Below are 15,658 nucleotides of genomic sequence, written 5' to 3'. Positions count from 1 at the left end.
GCGAGGTTAGGTGCTGAATGGCCTCGCCGTGTGACACAGATCAGGCACCCCTTAGTGAAAAAAAACGCCTGGAGACTCCAGGCGTTTTAGTGAGGCGTAGCCGCTGGACTCAGCGGCTACTTGAGCGATGCATGTCGCTCAAACGTCGATGTTGCGTGCATACACCGCATTACCTTCGATGAAGGCGCGGCGTGGTTCGACGTTGTCGCCCATGAGGGTGGTGAAGATCTCGTCGGCCGAGATGGCGTCTTCGATCTGCACGCGCAGCAGGCGGCGCACGGCGGGGTCCATGGTGGTTTCCCACAACTGCTCGGGGTTCATTTCGCCCAGACCCTTGTAGCGCTGCTTGCTGAGGTTGCGCTCGACTTCGTTCAGCAGCCAGCGGATGGCGTCGGCGAAGCGGGTGACGGGCTGGCTCTTCTCGCCGCGGCGGATTTCGGCGCCGGAGCCGATGAGGTCGGCGATGGATTCCGAGGCGGTGCGGATGCTGCGGTAGTCGCCCGAGAGCAGGAAGTCTTCCTCGATGGCGGTGACGCGGCGGTTACCGTGGTACATGCGCTCGATGGCCAGACGCCAGGTTTCGCGTTCTTCGTCGTATTCGGCGAAGACGCGGATGTCGTCCGACACGTGCGGGGCGATGGCGGCTGCCGAGGCCTTGGCAGCCTCTTCGGATTCGAGGCTGACGGCGACGTTGCGCGCGAGCATGGCGTGCAGCACGGCCGGGTCGATATAGGCGGCGAGGCGGTTGATGACGGCTTCGGCCAGCAGGTAGCTGCGGGCGAGGCCGGCGAGGGCTTCGTCGACGATCGGGGTGGCATCGCTGCGCGGCAGCAGTGAGGCGTTGTCGAGGGCGAGCTTGAGCAAGTGCTGGTTGAGCTCGTTGTCGTCCTTGATGTAGTGCTCGGTCTTGCCGTGCTTGATCTTGTAAAGCGGCGGCTGGGCGATGTAGATGTGGCCGCGCTCGACCAGCTCGGGCATCTGACGGTAGAAGAAGGTCAGCAGCAGCGTGCGGATGTGGGCGCCGTCGACGTCGGCGTCGGTCATGATGATGATGCGGTGGTAACGCAGCTTCTCGGGCTTGTAGTCGTCCTTGCCGATGCCGGTGCCGAGCGCGGTGATCATGGTGGCGATCTCCTGGCTCTGCAGCAGCTTGTCGAAGCGGGCCTTTTCGACGTTGAGGATCTTGCCCTTGAGCGGCAGGATGGCCTGGAACTTGCGGTCGCGGCCCTGCTTGGCGGAGCCGCCGGCGGAGTCACCCTCGACCAGGTAGATTTCGCACTGCGCGGGGTCTTTCTCCTGGCAGTCGGCGAGCTTGCCGGGCAGGCCGACGCCATCCAGCAGGCCCTTGCGGCGGGTCATTTCGCGCGCCTTGCGGGCGGCGTCGCGCGCACGCGCGGCTTCGACGATCTTGCCGCAGATGGTACGGGCGTCGATGGGGTTTTCGAGCAGGAAGTCAGCCAGCTTGTTGGCCACCACTTCTTCCACTGCCGGGCGGGCTTCGCTCGAAACCAGCTTCATCTTGGTCTGGCTGGCGAACTTGGGGTCGGGCATTTTCACCGACAGCACGCAGGCCAGGCCCTCGCGCATGTCGTCGCCGGAGATGTCGACTTTGGCCTTCTTGGCGATTTCGTGTTCTTCGATGTACTTGTTCATGATGCGCGTCATCGCTGCGCGCAGGCCGGTGAGGTGGGTGCCGCCATCCGCTTGCGGGATGTTGTTGGTGAAGCACAGCACCTGCTCGGCGTAGGAGTCGTTCCACTGCATGGCCACTTCCACCGACAGCTCGGCCTCGCCGGTGGGCGTCGGGATCATGGTGGTGCCTTCGGCATGGAAGATGCCGGGGTGCAGCACGCTTTTGCTGCGGTTGATGAACTCGACGAAGCCCTTCACGCCGCCGGCGAAGGCGAAGTTTTCTTCTTTGCCGTTGCGCTGGTCGACCAGGCGGATGGCTACGCCGTTGTTCAGGAAAGACAGCTCGCGCAGACGCTTGGCGAGGATTTCGTAGTGGAATTCGATGTCGCCGAAGATCTCTTCGTCGGCCAGGAAGTGCACTTCGGTGCCGCGCTTGGTGGTCTCGCCGACCACGCGCATGGGGCTGGTCTCGACGCCGTCGACCACTTCGATGACGCGATCCTGCGGCACGCCGCGGTGGAATTCGAGCAGGTGCTTCTTGCCGTCGCGGCGGATCGACAGGCGCAGCCATTTGGACAACGCGTTGACGCACGACACGCCGACGCCGTGCAGGCCGCCGGACACCTTGTAGCTGTTCTGGTTGAACTTGCCGCCGGCGTGCAGCACGCACATGACGATTTCAGCGGCCGAGCGCTTGGGCTCGTTCTTGTCGTCCATCTTCACGCCGACCGGAATGCCGCGGCCGTTGTCGGTGACGGAGATGGAGTTGTCGGCGTGGATGGTGACGGTGATGTCGTCACAATGCCCGGCCAGAGCCTCGTCGATGGCGTTATCGACCACTTCGAAGACCATGTGGTGCAGGCCCGTGCCATCGGACGTGTCGCCGATGTACATGCCGGGGCGCTTGCGCACGGCCTCCAGCCCTTCGAGCTGCTGGATGCTGGATTCGTCGTAGTCTTCGTTGATCGGACGGTTCTGGAATTCGGACATGGTTTTCTCTGGTAATTCCTAAAGAGCAGGATTCCTTCCCTTACGGGGAAGGTGGGATCGGGGTGCCGCGCCATGCAAGCCGCTTGATGCACCCCATCCCCCCTCGACCTCCCTTTGAACGGGAGGGGCGATGTGCCGCCGGTTGCCCGGCGGACACGATCAAATGCGCATCGGCATCACGACATACTTGAAGCTTTCGTCGCCCGGCAGCGTCAGCAGAGCCGACGAGTTGCCGTCGTTGAAGCGCCATTCGATGGTGTCGCTGGAGACATTGCCGAGCACATCGAGCAGGTAGCTGACGTTGAAGCCGATGTCGGCACCTTCGCCGTGGAAATCGATTTCGATTTCTTCGACGGCCTCTTCCTGCTCGGTGTTGGAGCTGCTGATGCGCAATACGCCGTCACTGATCACCAGGCGCACGCCGCGGAATTTCTCGTTGGTGAGAATGGCCACGCGCTGCAGGGCCGACAGCAGCGGTGCGCGGTCGAAGGTGACGAGTTTGGGGTGATTCTGCGGAATCACGCGCTCGTAATCGGGGAACTTGCCGTCGATGAGCTTGGACACCAGCTCGGTTGGGCCGAAGCGGAACTGCGCCTGGTTGCCGGCGAAGACGATTTCCAGCACGTCGTCGGTGTCGGCCAGTTGGCGCGACAGCTCGGTGACGGTCTTGCGCGGCAGGATCACTTCGGTGCGCTCGAGCGTGGATTCGATCGGACTCGATGCAAAGGCCAGGCGGTGACCGTCGGTGGCGACCATGCGCAGCTCGTTGCCATCGACGATCAGCAGCAGGCCGTTGAGGTAGTAGCGGATGTCCTGCTGGGCCATCGAGTAGGCCACCTGCGCGAGCTGACGCTTGAAGGCCTTCTGCGACACCGAGAAGCGCGCGCCACCCTCTTCGGGCGGGTTCATGCGCGGGTAGTCGGCGGCGGGCAGTGTCTGCAGCGCGAAGCGGCTCTTGCCGGCCTTCACCGTCAGGCGCTTGTCGTCGAGCGTGAGATTCACGTCGGTGCCGTCGGGCAGCGCACGCAGGATGTCCTGCAGCTTGCGCGCGGACACGGTGAGGTTGGCGTCTTCACCGCCGAGGTCGCCGGCGGTGGTGGTGCGGATCTGGATCTCGATGTCGGTGGCGAGCATGGTGAGCTGCTCGCCGCGCTTCTCGATCAGCACGTTCGACAGAATGGGCAGCGTGTGGCGTTTTTCGACAATGTTCGACACCGACTGAAGCGGGGCGAGCAGCGCGTCGCGCGTGGTGGTGAGCAGATGCATGGCGTCAGATTCGTCCGTCTTGATTGTTGATCTTTCCGGCGTCTTGCCGGGTGCGGGCTGGTTTGGCACTCATCCCCGAAGTACCTGGGTCAGAACGTGTACATCATGATTCAACTGCGGGTCGCCGAGACGCAGCTCGGTAATGGTGCGACAGGCGTGTAACACCGTGGTGTGATCGCGCCCGCCGAAGGCTTCGCCGATGGCCGGCAGCGACATCGGCGTGAGTTCCTTGGCCAGCCACATTGCCACCTGACGCGGCCGCGCGATGACACGGGTACGCTTGCGCGAGTGCATGTCGGCCACCTTGATCTTGTAGAAGTCGGACACCGTCTTCTGGATGTGCTCGATGGTGAGCTGGCGGTTATGCGCGTTGAGCAGGTCTTTCAGCGCGGCCTTGGCCAGCTCCAGCGTGATCGGCTGATTCTGGAAGTTGGCGTAGGCGACGACCTTGTTCAGCGCGCCTTCGAGCTCGCGCACGTTGGAGCGTAGGTTCTTGGCGATCAGGAAGGCCACGTCGTCGCAGATCTGCGCACGCAGCGCCTCGGCTTTCTTCTTCAGGATGGCCACGCGCATTTCGAGCTCGGGCGGCTCGATCTGTACCGTCAGGCCCCAGTCGAAGCGCGAGATCAGGCGGTCTTCCAGCCCCTGGATGTCCTTGGGGTAGGTGTCGCAGGTGATGATGATCTGCTTCTTCGCCTCGGTCAGCGCGTTGAACGCATGGAAGAACTCTTCCTGCGTGCGCGTCTTGCGGTTGAAGAACTGGATATCGTCGATGATCAGCAGGTCGAGCGAGCGGTAATACAGCTTGAACTGCTCGAAGCTCTGTTGCTGATAGGCGCGCACCACGTCGGCGTAGTAATCCTCGGCGTGTACGTAGCGGATCACCGCCGCCGGGTTGTTGCGGTACACCGAGTTTCCGATGGCGTGTACCAAGTGGGTCTTGCCGAGGCCGACGCCACCGTAGATGAACAGCGGGTTGTAACCGGTGCCGGGGTTCTCGGCCACCTGCATGGCGGCAGCGCGCGCAAGGTCGTTGGCGCGGCCGGTGACGAGGTTGTCGAAACTGAAGTCGCCGTTCAGGCGCGTCTTGTCGTAGCCGGACTCGGCCACGCGACGGCGCGGTGCTTCGGCTGCCGGGGTGGCGATGGGAGGCTGCTCAGGGGCAACAGGCGAAGCAGGGGCGCTTGCCGACCGGGCCGAACCGTTGGCCCCCGGCGGCGCAGCGGCGGCTGCACCGTTCGCAGGCAATACCAGTTGCAGGTCGATGGGCTCGCCGTGGAACTCTTCGCCCAACTCACCGATGCGGCGCAGGTAGCGCTCGCGAACCCATTGCAGCACGAAGCGGTTGGGTGCGAACAGGCGCAGCGAGGGCGTGTCAGCGGCGTGGTCGCCGTCTGCCTTGAGTGCCTTGATCCAGGTGCTGAACTGCTGCGGTGGCAGTTCGCTCTCGAGTCGGGACAGGCAGAAGGACCAGAAATCTTGGGTCACGGAATAAACGGTCTGGGCTCTTGCTTGGTTCCATGCAAAGCAGGGGCTCAGTCCGGAAAGCGCAGCGGCGCTGCCGGATCGTGCCACCATACGCCAGGCATGCTGGAATTCCCCTCTGCGGATGAGGCCGGCAAGTCAAAGCACAAGGGCCGGCGCGGCTTCGGGGTACGACCTGTGGATTCTACCCCTGTGAGGCCAGACTTATCCACAGCATGGGCCAAAAAATGTGCTTGACAAACATGGCTCTATCGAATCAAATACCGCGTTTGACCCAAAACCGGCAGAACCAAAATGAAACGCACTTATCAGCCCTCCGTCGTCCGCCGCAAGCGCACCCATGGCTTTCTGGTCCGCATGAAGACCCGTGGTGGCCGCGCGGTGATCCGTGCCCGCCGCGCCAAGGGTCGTCACCGTCTCGCCGTCTGAGGTGATTGACACACCAGACGCCGGACAAGGTTTCCCCGGCGTCTGCAGACTGCGAAAAACGGATGAGTATTCATCCGTTTTTGCTTTTCGGCGTGCGCTCAAAGGGCGCTACCTGATGCTGCATTACCGGCCCAACGAAACGTCCGAAGCGCGGCTTGGCGTGGTGGTTGCCAAGCGCTTGGCCAAGCGGGCTAGCGTGCGCAACCTGGTCAAGCGCATCGTGCGCGAGCAGTTTCGCAAGCGCCGTGCAGACTTGCCGCCGGTGGACATCGTGATGCGTCTTTCGGCCCCGGTCGATACCGCGACGCGGCGCATGCTCAACGAAGACGTGGTCCGTTTGCTGGAACGCCTGCCAAGATGATGACCCGGTTGCTGATCGGCCTCATTGCTGCGTACCGCTATCTGATCAGCCCGCTGCTCGGGAGCAACTGCCGTTTCTACCCGACGTGTTCCGAGTATGCCCGTGAAGCCATCGAGACGCATGGCGCCCTGCGTGGCACGTGGATGACCCTGCGCAGGCTCGGTCGATGCCACCCCTTCCATCCGGGCGGGTATGATCCCGTCTCCAAACCTTCGCACAGCCAAGACTAAATCCGATGGATCAGCGCCGCCTTATAGCCTTTCTTCTTCTTTCCTTTGCCCTGGTCATGCTGTGGGACTCGTGGCAGTCCGATCAGCGTGGCGCGGTGGAAGGCACCCAACCCACTGCGCAGGTGGCGCCCGGTGCGCCGGCTGCGGACGGTGCGATTCCCACGCCCAGTGCGGATCTGTCGCAGAGCGCAGACCCAACGGCCGTGCCGCAAGCCACCGCGCCCAGCGAGAATCTTTCGCAGCGCCGCGTAATCGTCGAAACCGACATGGTGAAGGCCGAGATTTCCGCCCAGGGTGGTCAGATCGTGCGCATGGAGCTCAAGCAGCACGCTGCTTCGGGCGACGACCGCTCGCGCAACTTCGTGCTGTTTGACGACGGCATGCGCCACACCTACTCGGCCCAGGGCGGTCTGATCGGTGAAGGCCTGCCGAACCACCGTACGCTGTTTGCGCTGCCGGAAGGCGATCAGGTGCTGGCCGATGGTCAGGACACGCTGGTGCTGCGTCTGCGCGCGCAGGAAGGCGGCGCTGCGGAGGTTACCAAGGTGATGACCTTCCGCCGCGGCAGCTACGTCATCGACGTCAGCTACGAGATCACCAACCGCAGCGAAAGCCCGCTGTCGGCGCATGCCTACTTCCAGTTCGCGCGTGACGGTCGTCCGGCCGAAGCGGTGGAAGTGTTCGGTGTCAGTACCTTTACCGGCCCGGCGGTGTACACCACCGAATCCAAGTTCCAGAAGGTGCAGTTCGAAGACATCGACGACGGCAAGGCCAAATTCGTGCCTCGCTCCACCGATGGCTGGCTGGCCATGGTGCAGCATTACTTCGTGGCGGCCTGGCTGCCCGCGCAGGGCGCGCAGCGCGAGAACTACATGCGCAAGGTCGGCCCGGATCAATACACCGCCGGGGTGATCATGCCGGTGGCCGCCATCGCGCCGCAGGAAACCGGCTCGGTGTCGACCAGTCTATACGCCGGCCCGCAGGAGCAGGACCACCTCGACGGCATCGCTGAAGGTCTGGGTCTGGTGGTCGACTATGGTTGGCTGACGGTCATCGCGGCGCCGCTGTTCTGGGTGCTGTCGTGGTTCCATGACCTGACCGGAAACTGGGGTTGGGCGATCATTCTGGTGACGGTTGCCATCAAGCTGGTGTTCTTCCCGCTTTCGGCTACGAGCTACAAGTCGATGGCCAAGATGCGCGTGCTGGGCCCGCGCATGCAGCGCATCAAAGAGTTGTACGGTCATGACAAGCCGAAGATGCAGCAGGAGGTCATGGCCATGTACCGCAACGAGAAGATCAATCCGCTGGGCGGCTGCCTGCCGATCCTGGTGCAGATTCCGGTCTTCATCGCGTTGTACTGGGTGCTGCTGGGCAGCGTCGAGATGCGTCACGCGCCGTGGCTGGGCTGGATTACCGATTTGTCCGACAAGGATCCGTATTTCATCCTGCCGGTTCTGATGGGCGCATCGATGTTCATCCAGATGAAGCTCAACCCGGCCCCGCCTGACCCGATCCAGGCCAAGGTCATGATGGCGCTGCCCTTCGTGTTCACCGTCATGTTCCTGTGGTTCCCGTCCGGTCTGGTGCTGTACTGGGTGGTGAACAACATCCTGTCGATCGCGCAGCAGTGGCAGATCACGCGCATGATCGAAGCCAACAAGAAGGCCGGCAAGCCGGTCTGATGCCGGGCAGCGCCAGCCGGCGCCGCCGCATGGAGCGGGAAGGTGATGGATACGCAGCTTGATCAGCCTTCCCGCGACTATGGCGATGTCATCGCCGCAGTTGCTACCGCCCCCGGCCGTGGGGGTATCGGTGTAGTCCGGGTCTCCGGGCGGAATCTTCTCTCTTTCGCAGAATCATTGTGTGGCGCGGTGCCTGAGCCGCGCCGCGCGCGTTTCACGCGCTTTCGCGCGGCCGACGGCAGTGTGCTGGACGAAGGCCTGCTGCTGTATTTTCCGGCGCCCAACTCGTTCACCGGTGAGGACGTGCTCGAACTCCAGGGGCACGGCGGCCCGGTGGTCATGCGCTTAATGCTGGCGCGCTGCCTCGAGTTGGGCGCGCGCATGGCCGAGCCGGGCGAGTTCTCGCGGCGCGCATTCCTCAACGGGCGCATGGACCTTGCGCAGGCCGAGGCGGTGGCCGATCTGATCGAGGCGTCGACGGAGCAGGCTGCGCGTTCTGCGGTGCGCTCGCTCGGCGGCGAATTTTCGCGACGTATCGGCTCCTTGCGTGATGAGCTGATCGACCTGCGCATGCTCGTCGAGGCGACGCTGGATTTCCCGGAAGAGGAGATCGACTTTCTCCAGCGTGCGCGCGCTTTCGAACGCCTTGAATCGATCCGCGGTCATCTGGCGGGGGTATTGAGCACCGCCCGTCAGGGGGCCCTGCTGCGCGATGGCTTGCGCGTTGTTCTCGCCGGGCGTCCGAACGTCGGAAAGTCCAGTCTGTTGAACGCATTGGCTGGCGACGAGCGAGCCATCGTCACCGACATCGCAGGGACAACGCGTGACGTGTTGCGCGAGACCATACAGATCGAAGGCGTGCCGCTGCACATCATCGATACCGCGGGACTGCGTGAATCGGATGATCCTGTTGAGCGCATCGGTGTTGAGCGCAGTTGGCGCGAGATTGCCAACGCCGATGTGCTGGTGTTGCTGTCAGACGACGGGCATTCTTCCGGCGACAGCGAGGTGTCGACGTGTGCGCCGGCTTCGCTGCCGCGCATTCGCGTGATCAACAAGATTGACCTCTCCGGTGGTCAACCCGGGCGCGAAGCTCGGGAGTCCGGGCCGGTGATCTGGTTGTCGGCCCGAAGCGGCGAAGGGGTCGAGTTGTTTCGGCAGGAGTTGCTGCGCGTCGCGGGCTGGCATCAATCTGGCGAAGATGTGTTCATGGCGCGCGAGCGTCACCTTGATGCACTGCGCAGTGCCGCCTCGCACATCGACACGGCTCAATCCCTTGGCGAATCTCTGGACCTGTTTGCAGAAGAGTTGCGACTGGCCCACGATGCCTTGGCTGAGATCACGGGCGAGTTCACACCGGATGACTTGTTGGGTGTGATCTTCTCTCGCTTCTGCATCGGGAAGTAGTCGTGTTTCACGTGAAACACGCGCAGCGGGTGTAAGCATGGAGTTGAATAGCCTCGTCTTGCTCCTTGGGGTCGCGGCCTTCATGGCTGGGTTCGTGGATGCTGTGGTGGGTGGTGGGGGTTTGGTCCAGATCCCAGCGTTGTTTTCTGCGTTTCCCTCGGCAACCCCAGCAACACTGTTTGGCACCAACAAGATCGCCAGCATCGTTGGCACGACCAGCGCGGCCATCCAGTACTCGCGTCGCGTGCGTATTCCGTGGAAGATCGCTCTTCCCGGCGCCGTTGCTGCGCTTGCCGGCGCATGGTTTGGAGCGCGTGCAGTTACCTGGATGCCTGCGGAGTATCTGAGACCGTTGATCCTGGTGTTGTTGGTGCTGGTGGCGGCGTACACCTTCGCGAAGAAGGACTTCGGTACCGGTGAAAGTGCTTCGGTGCTTGGTCGCCGCGATGTTTATGCCACGGTAGGCATTGCCTTGGCGATTGGGTTCTACGATGGCTTCTTTGGTCCAGGCACGGGAAGCTTTCTGATCTTTCTGTTGGTAAGGTTCGTAGCGCTCGATTTTCTGCACGCTTCGGCAACTGCCAAGGTCTTGAATGTCGCCACTAACTTCGCCGCGCTGGCGTTCTTCGCAGGCAGTGTGGAGCTGTTCTGGAAGCTTGGTTTGCTGATGGCAGGCTGCAACCTGGTTGGCGCCATCCTGGGCTCAGGGCTCGCGATCAAGCACGGCGCAGCGTTCGTACGTAAGATTTTTCTCTTTGTCGTGATCGCGCTCATTTTGAAGATGGCGCTTGATCTTGTACGCGGATGACTCCGCATCTGGTTTCACGTGAAACACTCAACTACTCAAAATAAACAACATCGACCTCCCAACCGCAGTAAAGCCGTGAGGCTTGCACCGGATAGCATGGCCTATTCCATGTGTGAGGCTGGAGATTTGGTGACTGCAGTGCTTGAGGGTCGCAACCTTACCGAAGCATGGGAAGGCAAGCTCGCCGCCAATCCGGCATGGCCAGCGGCCACGCGAGGCGCCGTACGTGACCTCGCATGGTCGACCTTGCGGGCCTACGGCGTGGGTGACTTCGTTCTTGATCGGCTGCTTACGAAGCCGCTTCCGGATGAAGTGCATGCCGTGCTGCTCATCGCCATTCACCGTTTGAGTGAGCGGCCAGAGCAGTCCCATGTGGTCGTCGATCAGGCCGTTGAGGCTGTTGCATCCTTCGCGCCGGGCTTGAAAGGCGTCGTGAATGGCGTGTTGCGTAACTACCTGCGACGCCAAGCCGAGTTTCAGGTTGCCATGAGGCGGGAGGCTCACGTCCGCCTGCAGCACCCCGACTGGTGGTTGGCACGCTTGAAGCACAGCGAGCCCGACGACTACGTGGCTGCACTGGAGGCCGGCAATATGCACCCGCCGATGAGCCTACGTGTGAATCGCAGGTTGGCTGGGCGTGATGATTATCTCGGACTGTTGCGCCAAGCTGGCATTGCCGCGCGAGAAATCGCTGAAGACGGCATACAGCTCGAGCGACCGATGGCGGTATCGGATCTGCCGGGATTCTCCGGTGGGCGCGTATCCGTGCAGGATGCAGGTGCCCAGCAGGCTGCCATTCTGCTCGACGCGCGAGACGGGGAGCGTGTGCTCGATGCATGCGCCGCACCGGGTGGCAAAACCGCGCATATCCTGGAGCGCGCCGCAGTACACATGACGGCCTTGGACGTGGATCGAAAGCGTCTGGCGGGAGTACGAGCCAACCTCGAACGTCTCGGCTTGCAGGCCGACACGGTGTGTGGGGATGCCCGCCACCCCGAGAAATGGTGGAACGGACGACCGTTCGATCGGATTCTGGCCGATGTTCCCTGCAGCGCATCCGGCGTGGCCCGCCGTCACCCGGACATAAAGTGGCACCGTCGTGATGAAGACATCGCCGGGTTTGCCGCACAACAGCGGGAGATTCTCGACGCGCTTTGGCCAAGCCTCGCCCCAGGTGGCACAATGTTGTACGCAACCTGCTCGGTCTTCGAAGACGAGAACGCTGCCCAAGTCGCAGGTTTCTGCGACCGCCACCCTGATGCGCAAAGGCTGCCGCTGCATGGTCGGATGGATCTACAACTCTTGCCGAATGCCGAGCATGACGGCTTCTATTATGCGCTGCTTCGCAAGGCTGTCTGAGGTCTGGCGCGTGTGGCTGCTGGCATGGGTTCTGGCGTGCGCACCGCTGTTGGCACACGCCAATGCAAGCGTGCGCTCGGCCGCGATGATTGCCACCGAAGATGGCTATGTCATTAATGCTGACTTCGACTTCGAATTGAATCCCCGGCTGGTCGACGCTCTGCAGCGCGGAGTGTCGCTGTATTTCAGTGTCGAACTTCAAGTCGAACAGCCGCGTTGGTACTGGTTCGACCGCGTAGTCGTCGATCGCAAGCTGCAGTACCGACTGACCTACCATGCCATCACGCGAAGCTACCGCCTTTCCGTCGGCGGGCTGCATCGCACCTTCGATTCGCTCGACGGCGCCCTGCGCGCCATGACACGCGTGCGCAATTGGTATGTCATGCCCCACTCCGCGCTGTCCGAGAACGTGAACTACCACGCCGAATTACGCATGCGCCACCAGACCGAACTGCTTCCGCCGCCCCTCACGGTGACGGCGAGCGGCGGGCGGGAGTGGAGTCTGGCTACCGATTGGGTACGCTGGGACTTCAGCGGCGAGGGCGCCGAATGAAGCGCCTTGGCATCATCATCATCTCTGCGATCGCCGCCGGGTCGTTGTTCCTGCTGGCTTCCGTCAGCGCCAATCTGGATCGGCTGGGTGGGCTTTTTCCCCAGCTTCTGGTGATCAATGCTGTTGCCGCTGTCGTGCTGGCGTCGGTGGTGATGGTGCAATTGGTGCGGCTGTGGCGCGAATACCGGGCGCGCAGTTTCGGGTCCCGCATCAAATACCGATTGATGCTGATGTTCGCCCTGATGGCCTTGGTACCGGGGTTGATTCTGTATGCCGTGTCAGTGTTTTTCGTGGTGCGCAGCATTGATGCCTGGTTTGACGTGCGCGTCGAGCGGGCGTTGGATGGCGGCATCGTGCTCGGTCAGACGGCGCTCGATCACCTGGTCAGTCAGGTGGTGGAGCGTGGACGCGACGTTGCGCTGGAGATCGACGGTAACGTCAGCATGTCGTCCATCCGACTCAATGCGCTACGCGAGCGCACCGGCATTGCAACCCTCACTTTGCTAAGCCCTACCGGGCAGGTGATCACCACCGTGGGCAGCGGTGTGGAGAGTTTTCTGCCTGATCTACCGACAGCGTTCCAGCTGCGGCAGGCACGTCAGATCCGCCGTTATGCGCAGGTGGAAACGCGTGACGATGGCAGCCTGATGATTCGTGTCGTCGTGCCGGTGCAAGACCGAAATGCCTTCGGCGAGTCCTACTTCCTGCAGCTCACCGAGCCGGTTCCGACCGCGCTGACGCGCAACGTCGAGGCGGTGCAGGAAGCGCACCGTGATTACCAGCAGATCGTAATCGGGCGCGACGGCTTGAGCCAGATTTACCTGCTCACGCTGACCCTGACCTTGTTCCTTGCCTTGCTGGGCGCCATTGCGGTGGCCTTCGTGTTGACCCGCCGTCTGGTGGCGCCATTGCTGATTCTGGCCGAGGGCACGCGGGCCGTCGCCCAGGGTGATTTCAGCCCACGCCGCGCGCTGCCGGCACGCGACGAGCTGGGCGTGCTGACGCAGTCCTTCAACCAGATGACGCGTCAGCTCGAAGAGGCGCGCGGTCAGGCCGAGAAGAGCCGCCATGCGGTCGAAACGGCACGCATCTATCTCGAGAGCGTGCTCGCCAACCTTTCTGCCGGTGTGCTGGCGTTCGGCGAGGACGGCCACCTGCGTGCGTCCAACCACGGCGCGGTGGACATCCTCGGAGATGAGCTCGAAGGCTTCGAGGACATTCCGCTCGCCGAGTGGCCGCGTCAGCATGCTTTCCGTGACGCTCTGTTCGACGGTTTCGCGCGTAACCAGGCGGAATGGCACGAGCAGGTCGAGATCGTGCGCAGTGGCCATGAGCCGCAGACGCTGCGCATCCACGGCGCCCGGCTGCCCAAGTCGAGCGGCGGCGGCATGGTGGTGGTGTTCGATGACATTTCCGAGCTGGTGCGTGCCCAGCGCACCGCCGCGTGGGGCGAAGTGGCGCGGCGTCTGGCGCATGAGATCAAGAACCCGCTGACCCCCATCCAGCTGTCGGCCGAGCGTCTGGCCTACAAGCTCGAGAGCCGGCTGGATGACGACGGGCAGGCAATACTGCAACGTGCCACGCGTACCATCGTCAATCAGGTCGAGGCCATGAAGAACCTCGTCAATGCCTTCCGGGATTACGCGCGTCCGCAAAGCCCCGGGCTGGTGTCGCTCAACCTGCATGCGCTGATCAGCGAGGTGTTGGGCTTGTACGAGAGCTCGCCGCTCAAGGTGCGCTGCGAGTTTTCCCCGGAGATTCCGCATGCCAGAGGAGACCCGGCGCAGATCCGGCAGATCATTCATAATCTGTTCCAGAATTCGGAAGACGCGCTGAGCGGCATTGATCAGGCGGAAGTTCGCGTCACCACCCGCATGGTGGGCGAGCGCATCGAACTGGTGTGGAGCGACAACGGGCCGGGCTTCCCGATTGAAGTGTTGAATCGGCCCTTCGAGCCGTACTTCACGACCAAGGAGCGGGGCACGGGTCTGGGATTGGCGATCATGAAGAAGATCGTCGATGAACATGGAGGCGAAGTTCAGCTTTCGAACGGCGCGAGTGGTGGAGCGGTGGTGACGGTGAAGATTCCGGTCGCCCGTGAAGTGGTTCCTGAACACAACGCAGAAACGTGGTAAAGAGTACAGATGGCGAACATTCTCATCGTCGACGACGAAGTCGGCATCCGCGAGCTTCTCTCTGAAATCCTCAGCGACGAGGGGCATGACATCGTTTTGGCCGAGAACGCCGGTGCGGCACGCGCGGCACGCAATGCCAAACGGCCCGACCTCGTGCTGCTCGACATCTGGATGCCCGACACCGACGGCATCACACTGCTCAAGGAGTGGGCGGCCGGGGGGCAGCTGACCATGCCGGTGGTGATGATGTCGGGCCACGGCACCATCGACACCGCGGTCGAGGCCACGCGTATCGGCGCCATCGATTACCTCGAAAAGCCCATCGCGCTGCAGAAGCTGCTGACCGCCGTCAAACGCGGCTTGCAGCGCCCCAGCGCCAACGGCCAGCCCGCACCCCTGACGCTGGCGGCTTTTCCCCGCTCGGCCCCGCTGCGCGAGCTGCGCAAGCGGCTGCAGCAGATCGCTGACAAATCGCGCGTGCTTGCCTTGCGTGCCGGGGCCGGCAGTCTGGCCGAGCTGGCTGCCCGCAGCCTCAAGCCCAGCGGCTCTCCGTGGCTCGATTTCGCTACCGTAAGCCATCCCATCGACCTCACGCAGCTGCAGAACTGCAGCGGCGGTGTGGTGTATGTCGGTGAGCCGTGCAAGCTCACGCGCACTCAGCAAAAGAATCTCGCCTTTGCGCTGGAGCGGCTCGACCGCTTCAATCTGCATGTGGTGGTGGCGGCCGAGTCGGGCCCCGAGGCTCTGACGGCTGACGGGTGGGAAGAGCGTCTGGTGACGCGCCTGTTCGAAGTCACACTGGTACCGCCGACCATTTCCGACGTGCAGGACGATGTGCCCGAGCTGGCCTCGCAGTTGCTGGTGCATCTTGTCGAGGCGGGCGAAGTGCCGCGACGGGTGTTCTCCACGGCCGCCCTCAACGCGCTGCGCACCCACCCCTGGCCGGGCGGCTTTGGCGAACTGCGGGCTGCAGTGAAGTCGCTGGCGCTGGGTACGCTGGATGAAGAAATCAGCCTGGCCGACGTGCGCCGCGTACTGCCGGCTCCGGCCGACAGCGTGCATTCCATATCCTTCGATCAGCCGCTCAGGGAGGCACGCGAAGCCTTCGAGCGGCTGTATTTCGAGCACTACCTGCGCGCCGAAGGCAACAACATGACGCGCATCGCCGAGAAATGCGGTCTGGAGCGCACGCACCTGTATCGCAAGCTCAAGCAACTCGGCCTGCAACCCGGCCGCAAGAACGCCGAGAACTGATTCTCATGGCACTGCGTGCTCCGTGTCATGAGCTCCAACGCAGGCGTACAATCCGCGCTTTCCGGAC

General features: G+C 62.9%; 13 protein-coding genes. 10 read left to right on the top strand and 3 right to left on the bottom strand.

Going from position 1 to position 15,658, the window contains the following annotated elements; genetic code table 11:
• Window positions 1-138: 138 nt before the first annotated feature.
• The 3 genes from gyrB to dnaA form a co-directional block, all read right to left on the bottom strand.
• A complete protein-coding gene (gyrB, locus tag AC6H0W_RS02585) occupies window positions 139-2,622 on the bottom strand; it encodes a DNA topoisomerase (ATP-hydrolyzing) subunit B (RefSeq protein WP_497575550.1) in 2,484 nt (827 codons plus the stop codon).
• A 159-nt stretch (window positions 2,623-2,781) separates the two neighbouring features.
• Window positions 2,782-3,888, bottom strand: a complete 1,107-nt coding sequence (gene dnaN, locus AC6H0W_RS02580; protein WP_497575549.1) for a DNA polymerase III subunit beta — start codon at window positions 3,886-3,888, stop codon at window positions 2,782-2,784.
• Between the two features lie 69 nt (window positions 3,889-3,957).
• Window positions 3,958-5,376 (bottom strand): chromosomal replication initiator protein DnaA, encoded by a 1,419-nt coding sequence (gene dnaA, locus AC6H0W_RS02575; protein WP_497575548.1) that lies wholly within the window; start codon window positions 5,374-5,376, stop codon window positions 3,958-3,960.
• A gap of 291 nt (window positions 5,377-5,667) precedes the next feature.
• On the opposite strand from dnaA, the gene rpmH reads away from it, so the two are divergent.
• The 10 genes from rpmH to AC6H0W_RS02525 all read left to right on the top strand — a co-directional run bounded on the left by rpmH (window position 5,668) and on the right by AC6H0W_RS02525 (window position 15,591).
• On the top strand, window positions 5,668-5,802 hold the full coding sequence (gene rpmH / locus AC6H0W_RS02570; RefSeq protein ID WP_002926183.1) for a 50S ribosomal protein L34: 135 nt from the start codon (window positions 5,668-5,670) through the stop codon (window positions 5,800-5,802).
• On the top strand, window positions 5,762-6,163 hold the full coding sequence (rnpA, locus tag AC6H0W_RS02565) for a ribonuclease P protein component (protein ID WP_497575547.1): 402 nt from the start codon (window positions 5,762-5,764) through the stop codon (window positions 6,161-6,163). The genes rpmH and rnpA overlap by 41 nt, the downstream gene beginning before the upstream one ends.
• A complete protein-coding gene (gene yidD / locus AC6H0W_RS02560) occupies window positions 6,163-6,393 on the top strand; it encodes a membrane protein insertion efficiency factor YidD (RefSeq protein WP_497576181.1) in 231 nt (76 codons plus the stop codon). The genes rnpA and yidD overlap by 1 nt, the downstream gene beginning before the upstream one ends.
• 5 nt (window positions 6,394-6,398) lie before the next feature.
• Window positions 6,399-8,075: a membrane protein insertase YidC gene (gene yidC / locus AC6H0W_RS02555; protein WP_497575546.1), complete on the top strand. Its 1,677-nt coding sequence runs from the start codon at window positions 6,399-6,401 to the stop codon at window positions 8,073-8,075.
• A 45-nt stretch (window positions 8,076-8,120) separates the two neighbouring features.
• Window positions 8,121-9,482 (top strand): tRNA uridine-5-carboxymethylaminomethyl(34) synthesis GTPase MnmE, encoded by a 1,362-nt coding sequence (gene mnmE, locus AC6H0W_RS02550; protein ID WP_497575545.1) that lies wholly within the window; start codon window positions 8,121-8,123, stop codon window positions 9,480-9,482.
• A gap of 37 nt (window positions 9,483-9,519) precedes the next feature.
• The gene (locus AC6H0W_RS02545; RefSeq protein ID WP_497575544.1) at window positions 9,520-10,290 is read left to right on the top strand and encodes a sulfite exporter TauE/SafE family protein; all 771 of its coding nucleotides are present in this window, start codon (window positions 9,520-9,522) and stop codon (window positions 10,288-10,290) included.
• Window positions 10,291-10,398: 108 nt separating this feature from the next.
• Entirely contained in the window at window positions 10,399-11,649 is a 1,251-nt protein-coding gene (gene rsmB / locus AC6H0W_RS02540) for a 16S rRNA (cytosine(967)-C(5))-methyltransferase RsmB (protein WP_497576180.1), read from the top strand.
• A complete protein-coding gene (locus tag AC6H0W_RS02535) occupies window positions 11,609-12,202 on the top strand; it encodes a DUF4390 domain-containing protein (RefSeq protein ID WP_497575543.1) in 594 nt (197 codons plus the stop codon). Before rsmB ends, AC6H0W_RS02535 begins: the two co-directional genes overlap by 41 nt.
• Window positions 12,199-14,337, top strand: coding sequence for a sensor histidine kinase (locus tag AC6H0W_RS02530; RefSeq protein WP_497575542.1), 2,139 nt, complete (start codon window positions 12,199-12,201; stop codon window positions 14,335-14,337). Before AC6H0W_RS02535 ends, AC6H0W_RS02530 begins: the two co-directional genes overlap by 4 nt.
• A gap of 9 nt (window positions 14,338-14,346) precedes the next feature.
• Window positions 14,347-15,591, top strand: a complete 1,245-nt coding sequence (locus AC6H0W_RS02525; RefSeq protein ID WP_497575541.1) for a sigma-54-dependent transcriptional regulator — start codon at window positions 14,347-14,349, stop codon at window positions 15,589-15,591.
• The last annotated feature ends 67 nt before the right edge of the window (window positions 15,592-15,658 follow it).

The sequence above is a fragment of the Pseudazoarcus sp. NS20 genome, assembly GCF_059703745.1.
This window is presented reverse-complemented; position numbering and strand designations above follow the sequence as displayed.

Excerpts from the sequence above, each read along its gene's own strand:
- gyrB (WP_497575550.1), bottom strand. The coding sequence starts at position 2,622 with ATGTCCGAATTCCAGAACCGTCCGATCAACGAAGACTACGACGAATCC.
- dnaN (WP_497575549.1), bottom strand. The coding sequence starts at position 3,888 with ATGCATCTGCTCACCACCACGCGCGACGCGCTGCTCGCCCCGCTTCAG.
- rpmH (WP_002926183.1), top strand. The coding sequence starts at position 5,668 with ATGAAACGCACTTATCAGCCCTCCGTCGTCCGCCGCAAGCGCACCCAT.
- yidD (WP_497576181.1), top strand. The coding sequence starts at position 6,163 with ATGACCCGGTTGCTGATCGGCCTCATTGCTGCGTACCGCTATCTGATC.
- yidC (WP_497575546.1), top strand. The coding sequence starts at position 6,399 with ATGGATCAGCGCCGCCTTATAGCCTTTCTTCTTCTTTCCTTTGCCCTG.
- mnmE (WP_497575545.1), top strand. The coding sequence starts at position 8,121 with ATGGATACGCAGCTTGATCAGCCTTCCCGCGACTATGGCGATGTCATC.
- AC6H0W_RS02545 (WP_497575544.1), top strand. The coding sequence starts at position 9,520 with ATGGAGTTGAATAGCCTCGTCTTGCTCCTTGGGGTCGCGGCCTTCATG.
- rsmB (WP_497576180.1), top strand. The coding sequence starts at position 10,399 with ATGTGTGAGGCTGGAGATTTGGTGACTGCAGTGCTTGAGGGTCGCAAC.
- AC6H0W_RS02535 (WP_497575543.1), top strand. The coding sequence starts at position 11,609 with ATGACGGCTTCTATTATGCGCTGCTTCGCAAGGCTGTCTGAGGTCTGG.
- AC6H0W_RS02530 (WP_497575542.1), top strand. The coding sequence starts at position 12,199 with ATGAAGCGCCTTGGCATCATCATCATCTCTGCGATCGCCGCCGGGTCG.
- AC6H0W_RS02525 (WP_497575541.1), top strand. The coding sequence starts at position 14,347 with ATGGCGAACATTCTCATCGTCGACGACGAAGTCGGCATCCGCGAGCTT.